Consider the following 22,530-nt stretch of genomic DNA (forward strand, 5'->3'; position numbering starts at 1 on the left):
AGTGCACCCGTGCCCGACACAGCCGATGATGCCGCCTGGTGGGAGGAGGTCGCCCGCTCCTTCGCCGAGGACCTGCCCGACACCGACGGAGCCGCTCGTCGCCGGCACGCCGTGGCCGCACTCGCCGACAACGGCCTGACCACCCTGCTCGGTCCTGCCCGCCACGGCGGCGCGGAGCAACCGTGGCGCGTCGCGCACCGGGTCGTCCGTGAGATCGCCCGCGTCGACCCCACCATCGCCGAGCTGCTCGGACGCCACTACGTCTGGTACTGGATCGCCGAGTTCATCGGCACCGACGAGAAGATCGACCACATCGGTGAGGTCTCCACCCGGAGCAGGTGGTTCTACTGCGGCGCGTCCGACCCCTGCGCCGCGGAGCTCACCGTCGTCGACGACGGCGAGGCCATGCTCTTCGACGGCCGCATCGCACCCGCCGTGGGCGCCGACGTCTCGACGATCACCATTCTGCAGGGCGCCCGCTCCGACGTGGCGACACCGATCAGCGCTCTCGCCTACACCTCCCACCCGGGGATCAGCGTCCCGGGTCACGACGGCGCCCGCATCGAGGTCAGCGGCGCGGACATCCCCTGGACCGGTGCCCTGGGGCACGTGGACAAGCGGTTCGAGCCCCGCCCCTACAACGGGCTGCTGGCCCCCACCCTCGACCTCGTCCTGCTCGACATCGCCCTCGCCGCCCGCACGACCTACGGCACGACCGCCGCCACCGCCGCCGCGATACGACGGGCCGACGAGGCCGTCGAACAGGCCCAGCGCCTGCACGACCGCCGTCGCAGTGTCACCGACGCCGAGGTCCGCGCCCAGGCCGTCCAGGTCTCCGAACTCACGGTCGCCGTCGGCGCCCTCCCCGGCCCGGCGGGCGTCCGCTCCGGAGGCCCCCGATGATTCCTCTGTCCCTGCTCGACCTCGCCCCGGTCGGTGAGGGTCAGTCCCCGGAACGGGCACTCGCCACCACCGTCGACCTCGCCCGCCGCGCCGACCGGCTCGGCTTCACCCGGTTCTGGGTCGCCGAGCACCACGGCATGCCCGGCATCGCGAGCTCCACCCCCGAGGTACTCATCGCCGCCATCGCCGCACGGACCCGCACCCTGCGCATCGGTTCCGGAGCCGTCCTGCTCTCCGGGCGGCAGCCACGGGCCGTCGCCGAGGCGTTCGGGGTCCTCGCAGCCCTGTACCCCGACAGGATCGATCTCGGTGTCGGGCGGGGCGGCGGCACCACGGTCTCCCTCGACGCGCAGCTCGACCAGCTCGGCGGCCATCTGACCGACCCGCTCGGATCGGCCCTGCCGCACGCGAGCGCCCCAGCCGAGGTCTGGCTCGTGGGCTCGAGCGTCGCCAGCGCACTCGTCGCCGCCGAGCGGGGTCTCCCGTACGCCTTCGCACACCACTTCTTCGGCCCCACCGACGCCGTCCGGGCGCTGGAGACCTACCGGAGCAACTTCCGTCCGGGGCCCACCCGCTCCGTCCCGCACGCCATGCTCACCGTCCACACCGTCTGCGGCGAGGACGACGCCCACGCCCGGTGGCTCGTCGCCCCTGCGCTCGCACCCGCGCTCGGTGTCGCCGGGCTCGGCCCTCGGAGCCCGTTCCCCGCTCCCGACGTGGCGGCCGCCCTGCCCTGGACGACCGACCAGCTCGACGACGCCGCCCGACTGCTCGACGAGCAGGCCGTCGGTTCGCCGGCGACGGTGCGACGACGCCTGCACGCACTGGCTGAGACCACCGGGGCGGACGAGCTCATGCTGACCTCCAACCTGACCGACGGCGAGGACAAGCTGGGCAGTCTCGGCCGCATCGTCGCCGCGCTCGGCGAGGGCGACCGCATCCGCTCCGCCGTGGCCGGTCCGTCGCGATGACCACGACCGTGCTCGACCCCGAGCTCCTGGGGAGCCCATCCACCACCTACCGGGCCGGACTGATCGGGTCCGGCATCACGACGTCCGCCTCACCCCTGCTGCACGAGACCGAGGCCGCCGCCCACGGCATCCGGGCGGCGTTCGCCCTCCTCGATCTCGACGAACTCGGTCACGGTGTCGAGGTCCTGGGCGGTGTCCTGCGGGAGGTCCGGGCCGCGGGCTGGCAGGGGGTGACCGTCACCCACCCGGCCAAGCAGACGATCATCCCCCTCCTCGACGCGATCACCCCCGACGCGGCCGCCATCGGCGCGGTCAACACCGTCGTCTTCGACCAGGGACACGCGATCGGTCACAACACGGACTGGTCCGGGTACGCGCGGAGCCTCCGTACCTGTCTGCCAGGGGGACTGACCGACGACGACCTGCGTTCCGTCGTGCTGGTCGGTGCCGGTGGGGCGGGCTCGGCGGTCGCCCACGCGCTGCTCTCGATCGGCGTCGCACACCTCTGGGTGGTCGACATCGACCACGACCGGGCGTCGGCGCTCGCAGCGACGCTCCGACGACGACACCGGGACCGGACCGTACGCACGGGTCGGCCCGACGACCTGCCCGCTCTGCTCACCGACGCCACCGGGATCGTGAACGCCTCGCCGGTCGGCATGACCGGCCACGAGGGACATCCGGTGCCCACTTCTGCGCTCCACCCAGGTCTGTGGGTCAGTGACATCGTCTACCGGCCACGCCGCACCGCCCTGCTGATCGGGGCCGAGCGGGCAGGCTGCCGCGTGCTGGGGGGTGGGCCGATGGTCGTGCTGCAGGCGGCGGACGGGTTCGAGGTCCTCACCGGCCGACGGGCCGACGCCGACCGCATGCTGAGGCGGTTCGAGGCGACTCACCCGTGAGAGGTCAGTGGGCCCCGTCGTAGTCGAGGCGGGACACCTGGACGTGCGTCTGGTGCCGCTTGGCCCAGTCGGTGAGCAGCGACAGCGTCCGCGCGAGCTCCCGAGCCGCCTCGGTCAACCGATACTCCGTCCTGGGCGGCACCGTCGCGTACACCGTGCGGGTCAGCAACCCGTCCCGCTCCAGATTCCGCAACGTCAACGTGAGCATCCGCCTGCTGATCCCCGGGATGCCCCGCTCGAGCTCGGTGAACCGCGCGACCTCCTCCGCACCGATGAGCGTGAGCACACCGATCGCCCACTTCCCACTGACCCGGTCCAGCACCTCGTTCAACGGACAGACGTGGTGGACGGCGTCGTGCCCGCCGGTGGGGCGAGGTCGACCGGCCTCGTCGAACGCCGGCTCCTGGTTACTGTCCGACACCTCTGTCATCGTACGTAACCGGACGTCGATTCACAGCAGTGGTGCGGGCGCCGTCGGGATCGCCGAACACCCGGTGCCCGCCGCCCGGGACCTCGCGGGCCGGCCGGATCCCCCGGACACCCCCTACGGAGCGGGGTGCAGCGTCAGTGCGGTGCAGCGCACTCCCCCGCCCCCTTTCGCGAGCTGGGTGGTCGGGAGCTCGACGACCGTCAGCCCACGGTCGCGCAGCTCCGCGGCGACCCGCGGAGCCCGATCGGTCATGGTGACGGTCCGCCCGTCGCTGACGAGGTTGAGCGCGAACCTGCGCGCGTCGCACTCGGCGACCTCGACCAGCTCCGGGCCCAGGTCGCGGATCCGGGCCCGGCTGCCGGGCTCGAAGGCCTCGGGGCACCAGAGCAGCAGGTCGGGCGCGACCACGCCCAGCGCGAGGTCCAGGTCGTACCAGAGCGGGCCGACCGTCCGCAGACTCACGACCTCGTACCCGAGCCGGTCGGCGAGGAAGGGGTGCATCCGCGCATCGGTGCGATGTCCCGAGCCCGCCAGCAACAGCGGTCCGCACGGCAGCGCGTCGCCCTGGCCACTGAAGTCGTACGGCGCGTCGACGACGGCGTAGCCGCGACTCTCGAACCACGCCCGGTGGTGCGGGGTCTCGGGTCGGCGCGGGCCCGGCAGCCGCGCCAGCACGACCTGCCCGCCGCACGCCAGTCCGGCGTTCGCGGTGAAGACCATGTCCGGGCAGTCCGGCGCCGACGGGAGCCACTCGACCCGGCGGCCCGAGGCGCGGTGGGCGCGGACGATCCCGGCGTGTTCGGCGCGGGCCGCGAGCCGATCGGGCTGGTCGTGGGTGGACATGTAGGGGTTGATCTCGAAGTCGACCCGGAAGTGGTCGGCGTCGGAGACGAGCAGATGGCCGTTGAGGGCGGGCTCGGTGCGGGCCCGGGCGGCAGTCACGACGGGTCCTCGCACCAGGAGCCGTCGGTGTCCCGGCGGAACAGCGGGATCGTCCCGAGGGTGTGCACCAGGTCGGCACGGGGCCCGAGCCGGGCGCGCCAGCCGGTGCCCTCGCCCAGCAGCGCGCCGACCCCGACGACGTCCGCCCCGGCCCGGTCGAGCAGGGTCAGTGCGGCGGCGAGCGACCCTCCGGTGGACACCACGTCGTCCACCAGCAGGACGCGCCGCCCCGCGAGCGCCCCGACCCGGCGACGGTCCAGCAGCAGCCGCTGCCGCGCGGCCGTGGTGATCGACTCCGCCTCGACCGCGAGCGCGTCCCCGAGATGGGCCTTCGGGGTCTTCTGCAGGATCACGTAGTCGTCCAGGCCCAGGGCCCGGCTGGTCTCGATGGCCACCGGGATGCCGAGCGTCGCCGGACCGGCGACGACGTCGGGGGCGAGGCCGCGCACCCGGTCGGCGAGCTCGCGGCAGGCCCCCGCGATCAGCTCGACACCGTGGTCGATCGTCATGAACAGGGCCACCGCGAGGTCGGGGGCGACCTCGACGACCGGCAGCCGGACGGGGAGCGTCCCGATCCGCGCCTCGAACGCCGCGGGGAGGGTGGGGTGGCGCATGTGAGAGACGGTAGTCAGCGGACCCGGATCGCGTGTTTCCGTGCGGTAAGACGTTGTCTTGTAACATCCTTCGCGTTGATGTGTGATTTCTTCACATCTACGGTTTCGAAGATGAACACCCTGACCCGGCGCTCCTTCCTCGGTGCGGCGGCCACCCTCGCCGCGGCGACGGCGTGCTCGGCACCGCCGGCGCCGACGGGTGGCTCCTTCGGCACGCTGGTCTACCAGCTCGGCTGGATCCGCAACGTGCAGTTCGCGGGCGAGTACATGGCAGACCGCGGCGGACACTTCGCGGCGGGCGGCTTCGACGCCGTCGATCTGGTCCCCGGCGGGCCGAACGTCTCGCCGAACACCGTGGTGGTGTCGGGACGGGCGCTGCTCACCCTGTCCGGCTGCGACGTCACCGGGCCCGCGATCCTGCAGGGCGCCCCGTTGGTCGCCCTCGGCGCGGTGCGCCAGACCAACCCGCTCTGCATCATGAGCCTCTCCTCGGCCCCCATCCGGGAACCCCGCGACCTGATCGGCCGCCGGATCGGCCTGCAGGCCACCAACGAGACCACCTGGCGGGCGTTCTTGCAGGTCAACGGCATCGACCCGGCTCAGGTCCCCACGGTGCCCGCCCAGTTCGACCCCCAGCCGCTGGCCGCGGGGGAGGTCGACGGGTGGTTCTCCTTCTACGCGAACGAACCGAACTCGCTGCGGGTCCGCGGCTACGACGTCACCACCATGCTGCTGGCCGACCACGGGTTCCCGCTGGTCTCGGACATCATCGTGGCGCGCCGGGACTCGCTCACCACGGACCGGGCCGCGGTCGCGGCCGCCGTCCGCGCCGAGATCCAGGGCTGGCAGGACGCGCTGCGGGACCGCGACGCCGCGACCACCCTGACCGTCGACGAGTACGGCCGCGACCTCGGCCTCGACCGCACGGAGCAACGCCGGGCGCTGGACGACCACGCGACCCTGATCCTCACCGAGGACACCCGGGCGAACGGGCTGTTCACCATCAGCGACGAGCTCCGGGACCGGTCGATCGAGTCGCTGCGCCGCGGCGGGATCGCCATCGCGGCCGACCAGCTCTTCGACATGTCCGTGCTCGACGAGGTCTACGCCGCCGATCCCGCCCTGCGGACCGCCGCATGACCCTGCGCGCGGCGGGTCCGCTGCTCGCAGGCCTCGCGCTGGTCGCGGCCTGGGAGGTGCTCGCCCGAGCGCTCGGGGCCGCGGTGCTGCCGCCACCGTCCGCGGTGGTCGGGGTGGTCGTCGAGGACGGGCCCGCCTTCTACCTGCGCAACCTCTGGCCGACGGCGCGCGCGGCCGCCGAGGGCTGGGGATGGGGCACCGTGCTCGCCCTCGCCTCGGGGGCTCTCGTCGCGGTCGTGCCACGCGCGGGTGGCACGGTCCTGCAGATCGCGCTGGTGACCTACTGCCTGCCGCTGGTGGCGGTCGGGCCGCTGCTGGCGGCCACCGTCGGCGGCCGCACACCGCAGGTCGTGCTCGCCGCGCTGGCGGTCTTCTTCCCCACCGTGGTGGGGGCGGAGAGCGGCCTTCGAGCGACCACCCCCACGTTGGTCCGCACCGCGCGGGCGTTCGGCGCGGGCGAGGTCCGGCTCCTGGGCCACGTGCGCTGGCGGGCAGCGCTGCCGGACCTGCTGGCCGGGATGCGGGTCGCCGCTCCGTCGGCGGTGCTCGGCGCCGTGATCGGCGAGTACCTGGGAGCCGAGAGCGGACTCGGGGTGGCGCTGGTCGCCGCACAGCAGAGCCTCGCCGTCGAGCGAACCTGGGCGCTGGGCGCGGTCGCGGCCGCCACCGCCGGGGCGGCCTACGCGGCGGTCGGGCTCCTGGGCCGCGTCCTGGTGCCGTGGGCACCGCACCGGGAGGCCGGTGTGCCGGGGCTGCCCGGCGGGCGGCGGGGACCGCTCACCGCGGTCGTCGCCGGGCTGGGCTCGGTCCTGGTCCTGGCGGTGCTGTGGGAGCTCCTGCTCCTCGTGCTGCGGCTGGATCCCTTCCTGGCCCGCGGGCCGCTCGACGTGCTGCGTTACCTGGTCACGGACCCGGAGGGCACGCGCGCCTCCCTCGTCGCGGCGACCGGCACGACGCTCTGGCACGCCCTCCTGGGACTGGTCGTCGGCGCGACCGCGGCGCTCACCGCCGCGGCGGCGTTCGTGCTGCTCCCGGCCGTGGGGCAGGTCCTCCTCCCGCCTGCGATGGCGCTGCGCTCGGTGCCCCTGGTGGCGATGGCCCCGCTCATCGCGCTCGTGCTGGGGCGCGGCCCGGTCGCCGTCGCGGCCGTGACGGCGATCGTCACGTTCTTCCCGGTGCTGACCGGCACGGCCGTGGCGATGCGCAGCACCCCGGCGACCATGGTCGACGTCGGACGCGCCTTCGGCGGGTCCCCCGCGGCCGTCCTGGTCCGGATCCGGTTCGTGCCCGCCCTGCCCACTCTGTTCGCCGCGCTGCGGATGGCCGCCCCGCTCGCCCTGACCGGAGCGCTGCTGGCGGAGTGGCTGGTCACCGGCGACGGGCTGGGCCATCTCATGCTGCTGACGCTCACCTCGTTCGACCTGGGCCTGCTGTGGTCGGCGGTGGTCGTGGTGACCGCCTGCTCGCTCGCCCTCTACGCGGCGATCGCCGCCGTCGAGAGCCGGGTGGCGCGACTTCTCGGGGCCGTGCGCCCCGCGGCGACGCGGCGGTCCCGGACCCCACGCACGGAGCCGAGCCCGGAGCCGGGCGGGTCCGGTCCGGAGCCGGGCGGGTCCGGCATCCGGCTCGACGGGGTCGGGCTGCGCTACCCCGACGGACTCGTCGCTCTCGACGGCGTCGACCTCGACCTGCCCGCCGGCTCGGTGACGGCGCTGCTCGGCCCCTCCGGCTGTGGGAAGTCCACGCTCCTCGCGCTCCTCGCCGGGCTGGAGGAACCCGGTTCCGGCACGGTACGGATCGAGGGCCGGCCGCCGGGGGACCTCCGCCGGGCCCACCGCATCGGGGTGGCCCTGCAGGACCCGGCGCTGCTGCCGTGGCGCACGGTCGCGGAGAACATCCGGCTCCCCCTCCAGCTCGCCGGGGCCGCCCGGAACGACGACCGCGTCACCGACCTCGTGGAGCGGGTCGGGCTGGCGGGGTTCGCCCACGCCAGGCCCGCCCAGCTCTCCGGCGGCATGCGCCAGCGTGTCGCACTCGCCCGCGCGCTGGTCGCGACGCCCGATCTCCTGCTGCTCGACGAGCCGTTCGGCGCCCTGGACGACATCACCCGCCAGCGGATGAACGCCGAGCTGCGGACGGTGGTCACGGGGGCGGCTGTCACGACGGTGCTGGTCACGCACTCGGTCACGGAGGCGGCGTTCCTCGCCGACCGGGTCGTCGTGCTCTCGCCGCGACCGGGCAGGGTCGTCGCCGTCCTGGACACCGACCTGCCGCCCGACCGCGACCTCACGCTGCTCCGCAGCCGCCGGTTCTACGACCTGACCGACCGGATCGCCGCGCACGTCGACGGCCTGCGGACGGCACCCCCGGTATGAGCGCACCGACGCTCGTCGTGGAGAACGGCGTCCTGGTCACGATGGACGGCGACCGCCTGGTGCGGGGTTGGCTCGGGATCGCCGGGGACCGGATCGTCGCCCTCGCCGAGGGGGCCGCACCCCCCGCACCCGGGGCCCGGCGGGTCGACGCGCGGGGCGGGTACGTCCGGCCGGGCTTCGTGAGCGCCCACCAGCACTCCATGGACGCCCTGCTGCCCGGATCGGCCGCCCGGGCGCGCGCGTTCCCGGACTGGCTCTTCGGTGTCCACTACGCCGAGGTGCTCGGCCACGGCCCCGAGCGAGCGGCCGAGGCGGCCCGGCGGACCGCGGCGGGCCTGCTCCGCGCCGGGGTCACGACCGTCGTGGGCTGCTGGGGGGTGGGCGACGCCGGCTCGGCGCGCAGCCGGGAGTGCCTCGCCGCCACCGTCGAGGTCGCCAGGGCATCCGGGCTCCGCTGGGTCCTGGCCCCGATAACGGGTGACCGGCTCCCCGCGGCCTGGGCGGCGGACCTGGCCCGGATCGCCGCGGCCGATGCCCGCGTCCGCCCGGACGGCCTGACCACCTCCACCGACACCGCCCTCGCGTTCACCGCCCACGCCATGGAGGCCGACGGGGAGGGCGTCACGGTGTGGCCGTGCGCGGAGCTCCCGGAGATGGCCTCCGACGGGCTCCTGCGCGGGCTGGCGTCCCTGGCCGAGCACTCGGGCGGGTGGGTCACCACCCATCTGAGCGCCTCCCCCGACGGAGCCCGGGGCGCCGTCGACCGCGTCCTGGGCGCGAACCCGGCAGGCCGTGTGCTCGGCGCCCACCTCACCCACGCCGAACCCGCCGAGCTGGCCCGGCTCGCCCGAGCAGGCGCGGGCGCGGCGCACTGCCCGAGCTCGACGATGCTCGGCGGCGGGTCGACCAGCGCGCTCGGCCGGGTCCGGGAGGCGGGCCTGCCGGTCGGGCTCGGCCTGGACAACGGCTCGTTGAACGGCACGGCCGACATGGTCCTGGAGATGCGGCACGCCCTGATGTTCGACCGCGTGGCGGGCACCACCGGCCGGCGGGTCGACGCGGAGACGGTGCTGCGCATGGCGACCTGCGAGGGCGCGGTCGCGATCGGGCGCCCGGACCTCGGGGTGCTCCGGGTCGGCGCCGCGGCGGACGTCGTCGTCGTGGACACCTCCGGCGAGCACTGGCGGCCGCGGACCGATCCCGCGGCGGCCATGGTCTTCCAGGAACGCGCGGGCGACGTGACCGACGTCGTGGTCGGCGGCCGCGTCCTCATGTCCGCCCGGGAACCGGTCCCGGCGCAGTGAAGGGAGTCCCATGACCAGGTTCCACACCGTCTTCTCCGGTGTGCACACGCCGCTGATCGCCATGGCCCACGTCCCGGCCCTACCCGGCACCCCGCTGTACGACGCCCGGGCGGGCCTGCGCGGCGTCGTCGAGGCGCTGCGGGCCGACGTCGAGGTGCTGGTGCAGGCGGGGTTCGACGCGGTGCTGTTCTGCAACGAGAACGACCGCCCCTACGAGCTGGCACCCGGCCCGGAGTCGGCCGCGCTGATGGCCCGGGTCGTGACCGAGTGCCGGCCGGACTCGATCCCGTTCGGCGTCGACTTCCTCTGGGACGCCCGGACCGCGCTCGCCGCGGCCGTGGCGACCGACGCCGCGTTCATGCGCGAGGTCGTGACCGGTGTGTGGGAGTCCGACATGGGCCTGTGGACCACCGACGCCGCCCGGACCCTGCGGGAGCGTCGCAGGCTCGGTGGTGACGACCTGGCGGTGCTGATGAACATCACCCCGGAGTTCGCCTCGCCGATCGGGCGCCGCGGACCCGCGGAGGTCGCCGCCAGCGTCGCGGTGTCCAGTCTGCCGGACGCGATCCTGGTGTCCGGTCCCCGCGCGGGCGCGGCGCCCGACACCGGGGTGCTGCGCGAGGTCCGGGCCGCCGTCCCGACCGAGGTGCCGGTGCTGCTCAACACCGGGGCGCGGGCGGAGTCCATCGCCGAGATGCTGGAGATCGTGGACGGCTGCATCGTCGGGTCCTCGCTCAAGGTGGACCGCCACACCTGGAACCGCGTCGACCCGCGCCGGGCGGCGGAGTTCGTCGCCGCGGTGCGCGGGCGCCGGGCCGCCTGAGGTCGGGTTCGGGTCCGAGTCGTCCGGATTCGGGGTGTCAGGACCGCGCCAGCCGGTGCGAGATCGGGGTGAGGACCTCGCCGAGCGCACGCCAGGTCCGGTAGGCCTCGGCCAGCCGGGCGGCCGAGGTCGGGTCGGGCAGGACGGGGGCCTCCGGTCGCACGTGCAGCGGCATCTCCGCCCAGCCCGATACCAGACCGACCCCGACGGCGGCGGCCTGCGCCGCGCCGAGCGCGCCGCCGGGATGCCCGCGCAGGGCCACGACCGGCCGGTCCAGCACGTCGGCGTGGATCTGCTTCCACAGCGCCGATCCCGCGCCGCCGTTGGTCACCACGGGCGCCGCGGCCAGCGCGATGCCGCAGTCGGTGAGGATCTCGACGTGGTGGCGGAAGCCGAACGCCACGGCCTCGAGCACCGCCCGGTAGAGGCTCGCGCGGTCGTGCGAGAGGTCCAGGCCCACGAACGCGCCGCGCAGGTCGGTGTCGTGCCACGGCGACTTCTCGCCGAGGAAGTAGGGCAGGCAGAGGACCTCGCCGGGGCGTCTGTCCGCTGCCTCCGCGCCGAGCGCCGCCAGGTCGTCGGTGCCGGTCAGCGCGCCGAGCCAGCGGACCAGGCTGCCGCTGGTGGCCATGCAGCCGTTCGGCAGCCAGAGTCCCGGGACCGGGTGCGCGTCGAGATAGAGCCTGCGGTCGACGAGCGGGAAGTCCGCCACGGCCAGGATGTCCCCGCCGCCGCCGAGCTTGACCGTCCAGTCCCCCGGGCTGCGCAGCCCGCTCGCCACCGCCGAGAGCACGTGGTCCGCCCCACCGACCACGATCGGGGTGCCCACCCGCAGGCCCGTCTCGCTCGCGGCGGACGCGGACACCGCGCCGACCACCCTGCCCGGCTCGACGACCGGGGGTAGGAGGGCCGGATCGAGGTCCGCCGCCGCCAGCACCGGCGCACACGGGGTGCCGTCGAGGTCGAACAGACCGCTCTCCAGCGCCCAGTTGCGTTCGAGGTGCGGCTCGGCGCCGAGCCTGCGGGCGATCCAGTCGTAGGACCCGGCCAGGGTGGCCGTCCCCGCGCGCACCTGCGGCCGGTGCCGGGCCAGCCAGCGCAGGGTCGGCGCGACGGACTGCTGTGACAGCGGGGATCCGGTGCGCGCGACGAGGTCGATCCCGGCCAGCTCCGCCGCCAGCTCGCGGATCTCGACCGACGCCCGGGCGTCGTTCTGCAGCATCGCGCGGGTCAGCGGCTCCCCGCCCCGGCCCACGGGGATCACGGCGGGCACCATCCCGGTCACCGCCACGCCCGCGACCGCGCCGGCGTCGACTCCCGCCGAGGCCAGCAGCGCCGCGGGCACCCGGCACACGTTCGCCCACCAGTCCCCTGCCTCGACCTCGGCGTGCCCGATCTGCGGCGAGTGCAGCTCCACGGGCAGCCGCCACTGCGCGACGACGCCCCGGTCGAGGTCCAGCAGCACACCCTTGGTCGCGGTCGTCCCGATGTCCAGCCCGAGCAGGAGGCCGCCACTCACCCGGGCACCCCCCGGGCGTCCACCGTCACGATCTGCGTCCCCCGGTCCCGCAGCGCCCGCAGGACCGGGTGCTCCGGCTCGGCGTCGGTGACCAGCACGTCCACCGCGCTCACCGGGGCGACGGCGGCGAAGAACACCCGCCCCAGCTTCGTCCGGTCGACGGCGGCGACGACCCGACGCGACGCCCGGACCGCCGCGGCCTTCACGCGGGCCTCCTCCAGGCTGTAGTCGGTGAGGCCGCGCTCGATGTCGAGTCCGGCGACGCCGAGGACCGCCATCTCGCAGTGCAGCCCCTCGAAGGACGCCACGGCCTCCGGTCCGACGACGGAGAGCTCCTCCGGCCGCACGGACCCCGCGGTGAGCACGACCCGCGCCCCGCTGTCCGCCAGGTGCGTCGCCACGAGCACGCTGGGGGTGATGACGGTCAGGTCCGACCGGAGTCCGGACATCCGTCGGGCCACCTCGAGCACCGTGGTGCCCGAGTCGAGGATCAGCCCGCCCGAGACGGGCAGCAGCTCGGCCACCGCCGCGGCGATGGCCGCCTTCGCGGGCGTCTCGACCCCGGCGCGGCGCGAGAAGCGGGGCTCCGACGACCGGCCCGTGACGTCGATGGCCCCGTGCCGCACCCGCCGGGCGACCCCCTCCGCCTCCAACTGGTCGATGTCGCGGCGGACGGTCATCTCGGAGACGCCGAACTCGCGCGCGAGGGCGTCGAAGCGGACCTCGCCGTCACGCGCGAGCAGGACGCGGATGCGGGCCCGCCGATCGGCCACCGGGGCGGTCACGACGCACCCGGGCTCGCGGGGACACCGCCCGCGACGAGGACCTCGACCCCCGCCGCCCGGACCGGCTCCAGGAGGGGGCTGTCCGGCTCGGCGTCGGTGACCAGCACGTCCACCGCGGTCAGCGGGACGACCGTGTACAGCTCGGTCCGACCGAGCGTGGTCCGGTCCGCGAGGACGACGCGCCTGCGTGCCGACCGGACGGCCGCGGCGGCCACCCGGGCTTCGTCCTCCGAGCTGCTGGTGAGCACCGCACTACCGATCCCGCCGATGCCGTCCGCCGACAGGAACGCGATGTCGCAGTTCACCCCGTCGTACCCGGCCTCGGCCCGGTCGCCGACCAGCCCCAGCCGCCCGGGCTCGACGAGCCCGCCGGTCGCGAGGACGTGGGGGCCCGCCGTCCCGGCGAGGACGGTCATCGCCGCCAGGCCGGAGGTGACGACGGTGAGATCGTCCCGTCCGACCAGGACCCGCGCGAGCTCGACGACGGCGGTCCCGGCACCCAGGGCGACCGCCTCCCCCTCGCCGACGAGGGTGGCCCCCGCCGCCGCGATCGCAGTCCGGGCGAGGTGGAGGTCCCGGTCCCCGGCGGAGAAGAGGCGGTCGACCCCGCCCTGGTCCGGGTTCACGATCACTCCGCCGTGCACGCGCCGCAGCAGCCCGTCGCTCTCGAGTGCGTGGGCGTCGCGGCGCACCGTCATCTCGGAGACCGCCAGCTGCTCCGCGAGCTCGGTGAAGCCGAGCTCGCCCGCCGCGCGGACGCGCCGCAACAGCTCGGCGCGACGGGTCGCGGTGCGGCTCATCGCAGGCACCTCTGCGGCAGGACCGTCATCACGATGTCATCAGATCACATCTTGGTCCGAGCCTCACAGTGGCGCGCCGCCCTGCTCGGCGGCACCCCGATGACGGGCTGCGACCAGGCCAGCCTTAGAGGTCGCGCGGATTGATCACAGCTGGGTCGCGGCCGGGTGTCGATGGTGAGGGGCGGGCACGGGCCTGTCGATCATGAAGTTGTTGACTCTTCGTGATCGTCTGGAGGCCGCGTGCCCGCCCTGCCATCATGGTTGACCGAGCCGTTGTGGGACCAGTTCGCCGCGCTGCTGCCGCCCCGGGGCGAGTTCGATCCCACTCATCCGTGGGGCTGTCACCGCCGCCGGATCGCGGATCGGGTCGTGTTCGACAAGCTCCTGCAGGTGCTGCGGTTCGGCTGCCCGTATCAGGGCGTCTCCGACAGCACCTGCTCGGCGACCACCATCCGCGATCGCCGTGACGAGTGGATCCGGCTCGGGGTCTTCGCCCAGCTACGCCGGATCGCCCTGGACGCCTACGACCGCATCGTCGGCCTGTTGCTTGACGACGTTGCCGTCGACGGCGCCATCACCAAGGCCCCCGGCGGCGGTGAGGTCGCCGGACCGTCACCGGTTGACCGGCGTAAACAGGGCATGAAGCGATCGGTGCTCGTCGAGGGCCATGGCATCCCACTGGGCCGGGTCCTGGCCGGGGCACACCGCCACGACTCCCCGCTACTGGGCCCCACTCTCGACCACCTCGACGCTCTCGGCCCGCTGCCCGACGACATCACCGTGCACCTCGACGCCGGCTATGACTCCGGTAAGACCCGCGACACACTCACCGAACGGGGCCTGCACAGCGAGATCGCGCGCAAGGGCGAGAAAGCACCGATCCAGGCCACCCAACGCTGGCACATCGAGCGCACCAACGCCTGGCACAACAGCTTCAACCGGCTGCAGCGCTGCTACGAACGCCGCGAAACCGTCGTCGACGCGTTCTTCGACCTCGCCGACACCATCATCACACTCCGTAGCCTGATCCGGCAGGCCTGGACCACGCACCGCTGGGACAGCCGACCACACCGCCGCCCATGATCATCCATCAATCCGCGCGACCTCTAAGGTGGTCACGATCGGGGGATAAGTCTGTGAACACGACTTTGCCGATCGCTCTCGGTATTGCGAGATCGTGAACAACTAACAGTACGACGTTATAGATTCACAGACGACGCTATCGTCGGCCGCCGTGACCGAGCTCCGGGAGGCCGCCATCTCGTCCCCTCTGACGCTGTCCGATCCCCGCGTCCGGGCCGTGGTCGTCTCGCTCGGCGCCGCGCTGCTCGGCCTGCTGGTCGGAGCGCTGCTGATCCGGATCGGCGGCGCCGATCCGCTGGCCGCGGCGGCCACCGTTCTCGACGCGGGCTTCTCGTGTCGTCCGGACCGCTGCGACCTCCTCAACACCCTCGCCCTGCTGCCGCCGCTCGGGCTCTGCGCGCTCGCGGGGGTGGTCGTGCTGCGCAGTGGGATGTTCAGCATCGGCCAGGAGGGGCAGTACGCGGTCGGCGGGGTCGCGGCGGGCTGGGTCGGCTACGCCCTCCCGCTGCCCGGGGTGACGCACCTGCTCGGCGCGATCCTCGCCGCCGTACTCGCGGGCGCGCTCTGGGCGCTGGTCCCCGCGCTGCTGAAGGTGCGGTTCGGGGTCAACGAGCTGATCTGCTCGATCATCTTCAACAACATCGCGATCCTGCTGGTCTCGTACCTCATCAGCTTCCCGATGCGTGCCGACCGCTCGTCCCAGCCCTTCACCCCGCGGATCGAGCGCTCGGCCCAGCTGCCGGTGTTCGACACCGCCTCCAAGGTCGGGGTCGGCGTCGTCGTGGTCGTGACGGCCACGGTCGCGGTCTGGTTCCTGCTCTTCCGCACGACCTGGGGCTACGAGCAGCGAATGACCGGGGAGGCACCCGCCTTCGGCCTGCACTCCGGGATGGCGGCCGGGCCGGCCGCGGTGCGCGCCATGCTGGTCAGCGGCGGGATCGCGGGGCTGGCCGGAGCGGTCCAGGTGCTGGGTGTCAACTACCGGGTGGTCGACGGGTTCGCCGACGGCACCGGATTCAACGGTCTCACCGCCGCCCTCCTCGGCGGGCTCTCGCCGGTGGGGGCCCTCGTGGCGGCATTCGCCTTCGCCGGGATCTCCACCGGCGCGGTGAACGGGCTCCAGGTGCAGCTCGGGATCCCCAGCGAGCTCGGCGGGACCGTGTTCGCGGTGATGATCGTCCTCGTCGCGCTGCGGCCGCCGGTGCTGCGGCGCTGGCAGGAACACCGCAGACGCACCACGGACGGGACTGCTCCCCCGACCCGACCGTCCGCGGACGCGGCGCCGGTCGCCGCCCCCGACCCGAGCGGACGCTGACCGGTGGACGGCTTCTTCACGGTGGACCTCGTGGCCAGCGCGGTGCGACTGAGCACTCCGATCCTGCTGGCCGCCGTCGCGTCGGCGCTGTGCAACCGCGTCGGGCTGCTCAACCTCGCCGTCGAGGGGACGATGCTGACCGGCTGCTTCGCCGGGCTGCTGGTGGCGGCGGGCAGCGGCAGCGGTCCGGTCGGGGTCGTCGCGGCCGCACTCGTCGGGGCGATGATCGGCGCGGCGCTCTCCGCGCTGGACCGGGTCGGCGGGGACCTCGTGGTGTTCGCGATCGGGTTCAACCTGCTGGCCCTGCAGGCGACCGTGTTCGCGACCAGGGCGTTCCTCGGCGACGCCGGCGGCTGGCGGCCCGATGTCAGCCCACTGCCCCCGATCCGGATCCCGGTGGTCGCCGACATCCCCGTCCTCGGTGGGCTGCTCTCCGGCTACAACGGCCTGGTCTACCTGTCCTGGGCGGCGGTGCTCGGCTATGCCCTGCTCTTCCGGACCCGGCCGGGCAGACACCTGCTCGCCACCGGGGAGTCCCCCGCCGCCGCGTCGGGCGCCGGCATTCCGGTCCACCGGGTTCAGCTCGTGACGCTGTGCGTGGCCGGCGCGCTCTGCGGGATCGCGGGGGCGTTCCTCTCGGTCGGCAACCTCGGGCTGTTCACCCGCAACATGACCGACGGGCGCGGCTGGATCGCCGTGACCGCCGCGTTGTTGGCGCTCAACAGCGCGCGCGGGCTGCTCCCCGCGGCCTTCCTCTTCGGTCTCGCCGACGCGGTGTCCGTCCGGCTGCAGACCTCCACCTCCGTCCCGCCCAACCTCGTGCAGTTCCTCCCCCAGGTCGCCGCGCTGGTGGCGCTGGTGGCGGTCGGTCTGCACGCCGGGCGGCGCGACCGGATCCGGGCGTTGTTCCACCGCAGCCGCAACCGCACCCGCACGGACCCGGGCCCGGGCCCGGGCCCGGGCCCGGGCCCCACGACTCCCACCCCCACCACCACCGGAGGACGCGATGCCCCGCACGACACCGTCAGCGAACCGTAGGAGGGGCGTCGCCCTGACCGGCTCGCTCACCGCCGCACTGGTGCTGCTCGCCGGGTGCGGTTCCCCGTCGGGTGGCGGTGGGTCCGAGCAGGCCGACCCGGACGCCTTCACCGTCTCCCTGATCACGCCGGGAGCCCAGGGCGACAACTCCTACATCGACGCCGCCGTCCGCGGGCTCGACGCCGCGGAGCAGTCGATGGGGGTCACCGGGCAGGTCATCGAGGCCGAGTCGACCTCCCGGCAGGAGTCCGCGCTGCGCAGCGCCGTCACCGCGCGCCCCGATCTCGTCCTGGCGCTCGGGCTGGACCCCGACTCGCTGCGCGCGGTCGCCGACGACAACCCCGACCAGCGGTTCGGCGCCCCCAGCGACGTCAACATGGACGAGCTGCCCGCCAACGTCGCGGCCTACACGGTCAACGTGCACGAGGGCAGCTTCCTCGCCGGAGTCGTCGCAGGCAGCCTGACCCGGACGCGGACGGTCGGCGCGGTGCTGGGCATCGACGCCCCCGGCCTCAACCAGTTCTTCTACGGCTACAAACAGGGCGTGCTCGCCGCCTGCCCCGGCTGCACCGTCGTCAACTCCTACCTCGGCGGGCGGTTCTCCGACCCGGCCCTGGGCAAGGAGGCCGCGCTCGACCAGATCCAGCGCGGCGCCGACATCGTCTACGGTGTCGCCGGCCTGTCCGGCACCGGTGTGATCCAGGCAGCGCAGGAGACCGGCACCTTCGCGATCGGGGTGGACGGCAACCAGGACGACGACGCGCCCGGCACGGTCATCACCTCGGTGCTCAAGCGGGTCGACCGCACGACCGAGCTGCTGATCGAGGCCGCGAAGAACGGAACGTTCCGGTCCGGGTTCACCGCGGTCGGGCTCGCCCAGGGAGCGACCGGCCTGTCCTGGGACGACGGCTCGACCACGTTCGCCCGCACCGGCCCCGCCGACCTGACGGCGAAGCTCCCGCAGGTCCGGGCCGCCGTCGCGGACTACAAGGCGCGCATCCTCGACGGCTCGATCGCGGTGTGCGACGCCCTCGGAGCGCCGACCACGCCGCAGTGCAGGTCCCTCGGGGTGGCGGCGTGACGGCCGCGCCGCTGCTGCGAGTGGAGGGGCTGACCAAGTACTTCGCCTCCAGCGGGGTGCTGGCGGTCGACGACGTGTCCCTCGACCTGCGGGCCGGCGAGGTGCTCGCGCTGGTCGGTGAGAACGGCACGGGGAAGACCACCCTCACCAGCATGGTGTTCGGCCTGCATCGGCCCGACTCCGGCCGCGTGCTCGTGACGGGCCGCGAGGCGGTGATCCGCACGCCCCAGGACGCCATCGCGCTCGGCATCGGCATGGTCCAGCAGCACTTCGCGCTGGTGCCCTCGTTCACCGTGGCCGAGAACGTGCTGCTCGGGCGCGAGCCGCGCAGGCGGGGCCTGGTCGACCGCCGGGCGGCCGACCGCGAGGTCGCGCGGCTGGCCGCCGAGCTCGGCATGCCGGTCGACCCCCGGCGGCAGGTCGGCGGTCTGCCGATCGGGCTGCAGCAGCGGGTGGAGATCCTGCGGACCCTCGCCGCCGACGCGCGGGTCGTGATCCTGGACGAGCCCACGGCGATGCTCACCCCCGCCGAGGCCCGCGACCTCGCCGGGGTGATCCGGCGGCTCGCCGCCACCGGGCGCGCCGTGCTGTTCATCAGCCACAAGCTGCCGGAGGTCTTCGCCGTGGCCGACCGCATCGCGGTGATGCGCCGCGGCAGGCTGGTCGGGACCCTGGACCGCGCCGCGGCGGACCGCCGCACCGTCACCCGGATGATGATCGGCCGGGAGATCGCCCCGGTCCCGGCGCGGCGGACGGAGCACGCGGGCACCGTCGTGCTCGAACTGCGGGGTGTCGGGTGCCGTGCCGACGCGTCCGGCGACGTCGGGCTCCGCGGGGTCGACCTGACCGTGCGGTCGGGCGAGATCGTCGGCGTCGCCGGGGTGAGCGGCAACGGCCAGAACGACCTCGTCCACGCCGTCACCGGCATCCGCGCGGTCGACCAGGGCGTCATCGAGGTCGGCGGCACCCGGCTCTGCGACGCCTCGGTCCGCGCGGCCCGACGGGCCGGCGTGGCGCACATCCCCGAGGACCGGATGACCGCCGGGCTCAACCGGGGAGCCGACCTGGCCGAGAACGTGATCTCCACGGCCTTCCGGCGGCCGCCCCTGTCCCGGCACGGGGTCCTGCGCAGGACGGCCGTCGACCGGGCCGCGCGAGACGTCGTCACCCGCTTCGACGTGCGCGGGGTGCCGCCCCGCGGTCCCGTCGCCACGCTGTCCGGCGGCAACCTGCAGAAGATCGTGATCGGCCGCGAGCTCTCCGGGGACCCCGCCCTCCTCGTGGCGAACCAACCCACCCGCGGGCTGGACGTCGGGAGCATCGAGTTCGTGCACCGGGCGTTGCGCGCCGAACGCGACCGCGGCCTGGCCACCCTGCTCGTCTCGACGGAGCTCGACGAGGTGCTCGACCTCTCCGACCGGGTGGCCGTCCTGTACGACGGGCGGCTGCTCGGCCCGTACCCGCGGGCCGAGGTGGACCGCGAGCGGGTCGGCGGGCTGATGGCGGGCGCCGAGGCCGGGGGGCGGCCGTGACGACGGCGGCGGGGAGGACGACCCTCGTCGCCGACCACGTCCTGCTGCCCGACCGGGTGCTGAGCCCCGGGGTGGTCCGGCTCGACGGCGGCACGATCACCGGCGTCGACCCCGTCGGGACCGCGGGGCCACCGACCGGGGCCGACACCGTCCGGCTGGACGGCCGGATCCTGATGCCGGGCCTGGTCAACGCCCACACCCACACGCCGATGTCGCTGATGAAGGGGGTGGCACAGGGCTGGTCGCTGCTGACCAAGCAGGGCTGGTTGGCCAGCGTCCGGTCCCTGGAGGCCGGTCTGCGGCCGACCGCGCTGCCCGCCGCCGTGGCCGTCTCGTGCTCCGAGATGATCGCCTCGGGCACCACGGCGTTCGCCGACCAGTACCTGTTCGCCGAGGAGATCGTGCCGACCGTCGTCCGCAGCGGCCTGCGTGCCGCGGTGGCCTACGGGATCGTCGAGCTCGGGGACGATGCGGCCCGCGCGCGCGAGCTGCAGGCCTGTGCCGAGTTCCTCGACTCCACCGCGGGCGCGGGAACGCTGGTCCGCGGCTGGGTCGGTCCGCACGCCTTCTTCGTCGACAACACCGAGGAGGCGATCGTCGCCGAGATGGCGCTCGCCGACGCGCACGACACCGGACTGCACGCGCACTTCGCGACCAGCGGGGAGGAGGACGCGTGGTGCCTCGAGCACCACGGCACGACGGCGCTGCGCCGGATGGCCGAGCTCGGCCTGCTCGAACGACGGTTGCTGCTGGCGCACGGCTGCACGGTGCTGCCCGAGGACCTCCCGCTCCTCGCCGGCACCGACGTCGCGCTGGTCCTCGCGCCGAACGTGTGCATGGCCAGCGGCGCCGCCCCGCCACCTGCTCGACGGGCACTCGAACACGGGGTGACGGTCGCGTTGGGCACCGACAACGTCTGCAACAACGGGAGCTACGACATGTTCGCGGAGATGCGGGCCATGGGGCGGTTGGCCTCGTTCGTCAGCCGGGTCCCGGACGCGCTGCCCGCGCGGACCCTGCTCGAGATGGCGACGGTCGCCGGGCACCGCGCCCTCGGGACCGGCGGCGGGGCGGGCACCCTGACCGCGGGCGCCCCGGCCGACCTCGTCACGGTCGCGACCGCAGCCCTGCACCGCGGGCCGGCCTGCATGCAGTCCCTGGAGTCCGCGCTGGTCTACGGCGGCAGCGGCCACGCGGTGGTGGACTCGATGGTCGACGGCCGCTGGCTGATGCGCGACCGCTCCCTGCTCTCGATGGATCCCGCGGGCGCCTACGAGGCCCGGGACGCGGACGCCGAGACGCTGCTCGCCGCCGCCCAGACGCGCGCCGGGACGGCGTGAGATGAGCGGTGGCCGCGCGCTGACCCTCACCGCGCCGGACCGCGCGCAGCTGCTCCGGCTGGCGGAGGGCTCGTCCCCGACGGCGCTGCGCGCCCGGATCGTGCTGCTCAGCGCCGAGGGTCTCTCGGTGACGGCGGTCGCCGAGCGGCTGGGCACCAGCAGACCCACGGTGGCGACGTGGCGGAACAGGTACCTCGCCGAGGGGCCGGCCGGACTCCGGGACTCGTCCCGGCCCGGGCGGCCGCGGACCGTCGACGCCGACGCCGTGGTGCGCACGACGCTGCTGGAGCCCCCCGCGGTCGGCAGACGATGGACCTGCCGCGGGGTCGCGTCCCGGCTCGGCATCAGCGGCGCCACCGTCGCCCGGACCTGGCACGAGCACGGGATCGTCCCCTTCGTTCCGGGGCCTTCGGCCTCGCCGTCGTACCCGTGCTGGAGGCGCGGTCGCTGACCGTGCTCGGCAGGTGCTCGGGGCGGGCGGGCGAGGCCGTCGTCCTGTCCGCGGGGGCGGGCGGCGCACCTCCACGACCGGTCGAGACGGACTCGGTGCACGATCTGCTCCGCCGGGTCCTGGACCCGAGGGGCCGCACCGGCGGCACCGGGCGGACGGTCGTGCACGTGGTCGCGGACCCACGCGGGCAGGCCGAGCTGCGCCGCTCGCCCGCCACCCGGGCCCGGTGGTCGGGTCGGCCCGACGTGTGCCTGCACCGGCCCGCCCGCGAGGTCGGCTGGGAGCGCCTGCGCGCGGTTCTGCTGCTCGCCGGAAGCGCCGTACCGAAAAGGGATTTCTGCGACGAAGAACTGATCGCATAGCGTCGCAGAAATCCTTTCTCAGGGCCCGCGAATAACACGGTTGAGATTATTGACCGGAGCACCTCGGGATCGTTAGCGTGAAGGCCCGTACAGGACACCTACAACAGGGGGCCGGCGATGGATCTGCAATTCAGGGAACGGTGCATTGCGACTGATTCCCCGTTCCGCGTCGGGTTCGCCCGGACCGAGGAGGAACTGCGCGACGTCGACCTGCTCTGGCGGGCGGTCTACGGCACCGAGTGCGGCTGGCTGGCCGCGGACGCACCGGCCCTGATCGACGACCGCTACCACCCGCACTCGACCTATCTCCTCGCCAGGGCGGCCGGCGAGCCCGTGGGCACCATGCGGGTGGTGGCGGACTCCCCCGAGCGGCTGCCGGTCGAGCAGTTCGTCGGGATCGAGAAGCTGCGCGGCGACGGCGACCGCAGGCTCGTCGAGGTCCAGCGGCTCATGGTGCTTCCGGAGTTCCGCAGGCGGCGCTACCCGGAGATGCCGTTCGGAGTGCTCGCCGCGCTGGTCAAGGGCTGCCTGCACCACTGCATCCAGCAGGGGGTGAGCCACATCGTGGCGGACCTGTTCCTGAACACCCCCACCACGCCGATGCGCACGCTGCTGTCGATGGGGTTCACCGAGACCGGCCTCGAGTTCGTCGACACCGAGCTGGACGAACCCGACCGCTCGGTGGCGCTGCTGCTGCAGGTCGGCGAGCTCTTCTCGCGGTCCTTCCGGTCCGACGCCCCGTTCTACCGCTACCTGATGGGCTACGACGAGGTCGTCGACGTCTACGCCGCCTGACCGCTTCCACTCCTACCGGAAACGA

The 22,530-nt window shown here is 74.2% G+C and carries 22 protein-coding genes; 16 read left to right on the forward strand and 6 right to left on the reverse strand.

What is annotated here, in order from left to right; all coding sequences use genetic code 11:
• Positions 1 to 9 precede the first annotated feature (9 nt).
• From Ae331Ps2_RS25615 to Ae331Ps2_RS25625, 3 genes are read left to right on the forward strand one after another with little or no spacing between them, the layout of a single operon-like run.
• Positions 10 to 903, forward strand: coding sequence for a hypothetical protein (locus tag Ae331Ps2_RS25615; RefSeq protein WP_075305998.1), 894 nt, complete (start codon positions 10 to 12; stop codon positions 901 to 903).
• Positions 900 to 1,874, forward strand: coding sequence for an MsnO8 family LLM class oxidoreductase (locus Ae331Ps2_RS25620; protein WP_075305996.1), 975 nt, complete (start codon positions 900 to 902; stop codon positions 1,872 to 1,874). Before Ae331Ps2_RS25615 ends, Ae331Ps2_RS25620 begins: the two co-directional genes overlap by 4 nt.
• On the forward strand, positions 1,871 to 2,776 hold the full coding sequence (locus Ae331Ps2_RS25625) for a shikimate dehydrogenase (RefSeq protein ID WP_075305994.1): 906 nt from the start codon (positions 1,871 to 1,873) through the stop codon (positions 2,774 to 2,776). Before Ae331Ps2_RS25620 ends, Ae331Ps2_RS25625 begins: the two co-directional genes overlap by 4 nt.
• Before the next feature lie 4 nt (positions 2,777 to 2,780).
• On the opposite strand, the gene Ae331Ps2_RS25630 is transcribed toward Ae331Ps2_RS25625, so the two are convergent.
• The 3 genes from Ae331Ps2_RS25630 to Ae331Ps2_RS25640 all read right to left on the reverse strand — a co-directional run bounded on the left by Ae331Ps2_RS25630 (position 2,781) and on the right by Ae331Ps2_RS25640 (position 4,762).
• Complete coding sequence (locus tag Ae331Ps2_RS25630; protein WP_075311693.1) at positions 2,781 to 3,107, reverse strand: helix-turn-helix domain-containing protein; 327 nt, start codon at positions 3,105 to 3,107, stop codon at positions 2,781 to 2,783.
• A 213-nt stretch (positions 3,108 to 3,320) separates the two neighbouring features.
• Complete coding sequence (locus Ae331Ps2_RS25635) at positions 3,321 to 4,148, reverse strand: dimethylarginine dimethylaminohydrolase family protein (RefSeq protein ID WP_075305992.1); 828 nt, start codon at positions 4,146 to 4,148, stop codon at positions 3,321 to 3,323.
• On the reverse strand, positions 4,145 to 4,762 hold the full coding sequence (locus tag Ae331Ps2_RS25640; protein ID WP_075305990.1) for a phosphoribosyltransferase family protein: 618 nt from the start codon (positions 4,760 to 4,762) through the stop codon (positions 4,145 to 4,147). The genes Ae331Ps2_RS25635 and Ae331Ps2_RS25640 overlap by 4 nt, the downstream gene beginning before the upstream one ends.
• 111 nt (positions 4,763 to 4,873) lie before the next feature.
• Here Ae331Ps2_RS25640 and Ae331Ps2_RS25645 point away from each other — a divergent pair, with 111 nt between their 5' ends.
• The 4 genes from Ae331Ps2_RS25645 to Ae331Ps2_RS25660 are packed head-to-tail and all read left to right on the forward strand — an operon-like array spanning position 4,874 to position 10,404.
• Positions 4,874 to 5,902 (forward strand): ABC transporter substrate-binding protein, encoded by a 1,029-nt coding sequence (locus tag Ae331Ps2_RS25645; protein ID WP_075305988.1) that lies wholly within the window; start codon positions 4,874 to 4,876, stop codon positions 5,900 to 5,902.
• A complete protein-coding gene (locus Ae331Ps2_RS25650) occupies positions 5,899 to 8,277 on the forward strand; it encodes an ATP-binding cassette domain-containing protein (protein ID WP_075305987.1) in 2,379 nt (792 codons plus the stop codon). The genes Ae331Ps2_RS25645 and Ae331Ps2_RS25650 overlap by 4 nt, the downstream gene beginning before the upstream one ends.
• Complete coding sequence (locus Ae331Ps2_RS25655) at positions 8,274 to 9,581, forward strand: amidohydrolase family protein (protein ID WP_075305986.1); 1,308 nt, start codon at positions 8,274 to 8,276, stop codon at positions 9,579 to 9,581. Before Ae331Ps2_RS25650 ends, Ae331Ps2_RS25655 begins: the two co-directional genes overlap by 4 nt.
• 10 nt (positions 9,582 to 9,591) lie before the next feature.
• Positions 9,592 to 10,404, forward strand: coding sequence for a BtpA/SgcQ family protein (locus tag Ae331Ps2_RS25660; protein WP_075305984.1), 813 nt, complete (start codon positions 9,592 to 9,594; stop codon positions 10,402 to 10,404).
• A gap of 37 nt (positions 10,405 to 10,441) precedes the next feature.
• Here the strand turns inward: Ae331Ps2_RS25660 and Ae331Ps2_RS34025 are convergent, their stop codons facing one another.
• From Ae331Ps2_RS34025 to Ae331Ps2_RS25675, 3 genes are read right to left on the reverse strand one after another with little or no spacing between them, the layout of a single operon-like run.
• On the reverse strand, positions 10,442 to 11,923 hold the full coding sequence (locus Ae331Ps2_RS34025; protein ID WP_212611714.1) for an FGGY-family carbohydrate kinase: 1,482 nt from the start codon (positions 11,921 to 11,923) through the stop codon (positions 10,442 to 10,444).
• A complete protein-coding gene (locus Ae331Ps2_RS25670; protein ID WP_075305982.1) occupies positions 11,920 to 12,708 on the reverse strand; it encodes a DeoR/GlpR family DNA-binding transcription regulator in 789 nt (262 codons plus the stop codon). Before Ae331Ps2_RS25670 ends, Ae331Ps2_RS34025 begins: the two co-directional genes overlap by 4 nt.
• Positions 12,705 to 13,508 (reverse strand): DeoR/GlpR family DNA-binding transcription regulator, encoded by an 804-nt coding sequence (locus Ae331Ps2_RS25675; RefSeq protein WP_075305980.1) that lies wholly within the window; start codon positions 13,506 to 13,508, stop codon positions 12,705 to 12,707. Before Ae331Ps2_RS25675 ends, Ae331Ps2_RS25670 begins: the two co-directional genes overlap by 4 nt.
• A 240-nt stretch (positions 13,509 to 13,748) precedes the next feature.
• Here Ae331Ps2_RS25675 and Ae331Ps2_RS25680 point away from each other — a divergent pair, with 240 nt between their 5' ends.
• The 9 genes from Ae331Ps2_RS25680 (at position 13,749) to Ae331Ps2_RS25720 (ending at position 22,505) form a co-directional block, all read left to right on the forward strand.
• Positions 13,749 to 14,591, forward strand: coding sequence for an IS5 family transposase (locus Ae331Ps2_RS25680; protein WP_075305978.1), 843 nt, complete (start codon positions 13,749 to 13,751; stop codon positions 14,589 to 14,591).
• 151 nt (positions 14,592 to 14,742) lie between these two features.
• On the forward strand, positions 14,743 to 15,906 hold the full coding sequence (locus Ae331Ps2_RS25685; protein ID WP_075305977.1) for an ABC transporter permease: 1,164 nt from the start codon (positions 14,743 to 14,745) through the stop codon (positions 15,904 to 15,906).
• Between the two features lie 3 nt (positions 15,907 to 15,909).
• On the forward strand, positions 15,910 to 16,944 hold the full coding sequence (locus tag Ae331Ps2_RS25690) for an ABC transporter permease (protein WP_075305975.1): 1,035 nt from the start codon (positions 15,910 to 15,912) through the stop codon (positions 16,942 to 16,944).
• The gene (locus Ae331Ps2_RS25695) at positions 16,913 to 18,025 is read left to right on the forward strand and encodes a BMP family ABC transporter substrate-binding protein (RefSeq protein WP_075305973.1); all 1,113 of its coding nucleotides are present in this window, start codon (positions 16,913 to 16,915) and stop codon (positions 18,023 to 18,025) included. The genes Ae331Ps2_RS25690 and Ae331Ps2_RS25695 overlap by 32 nt, the downstream gene beginning before the upstream one ends.
• Complete coding sequence (locus Ae331Ps2_RS25700) at positions 18,022 to 19,557, forward strand: ABC transporter ATP-binding protein (RefSeq protein WP_075305971.1); 1,536 nt, start codon at positions 18,022 to 18,024, stop codon at positions 19,555 to 19,557. The genes Ae331Ps2_RS25695 and Ae331Ps2_RS25700 overlap by 4 nt, the downstream gene beginning before the upstream one ends.
• On the forward strand, positions 19,554 to 20,897 hold the full coding sequence (locus tag Ae331Ps2_RS25705; protein WP_075305969.1) for an amidohydrolase family protein: 1,344 nt from the start codon (positions 19,554 to 19,556) through the stop codon (positions 20,895 to 20,897). Before Ae331Ps2_RS25700 ends, Ae331Ps2_RS25705 begins: the two co-directional genes overlap by 4 nt.
• A gap of 1 nt (position 20,898) precedes the next feature.
• Positions 20,899 to 21,348, forward strand: a complete 450-nt coding sequence (locus Ae331Ps2_RS25710; protein WP_075305967.1) for a helix-turn-helix domain-containing protein — start codon at positions 20,899 to 20,901, stop codon at positions 21,346 to 21,348.
• A complete protein-coding gene (locus tag Ae331Ps2_RS25715) occupies positions 21,327 to 21,710 on the forward strand; it encodes a hypothetical protein (RefSeq protein WP_075305966.1) in 384 nt (127 codons plus the stop codon). Before Ae331Ps2_RS25710 ends, Ae331Ps2_RS25715 begins: the two co-directional genes overlap by 22 nt.
• 117 nt (positions 21,711 to 21,827) lie before the next feature.
• A complete protein-coding gene (locus Ae331Ps2_RS25720) occupies positions 21,828 to 22,505 on the forward strand; it encodes a GNAT family N-acyltransferase (protein ID WP_075305965.1) in 678 nt (225 codons plus the stop codon).
• Positions 22,506 to 22,530: the final 25 nt, after the last annotated feature.

Origin of the sequence: Pseudonocardia sp. Ae331_Ps2 (genome assembly GCF_001932405.1) — a bacterium.
GTDB lineage: Bacteria > Actinomycetota > Actinomycetes > Mycobacteriales > Pseudonocardiaceae > Pseudonocardia.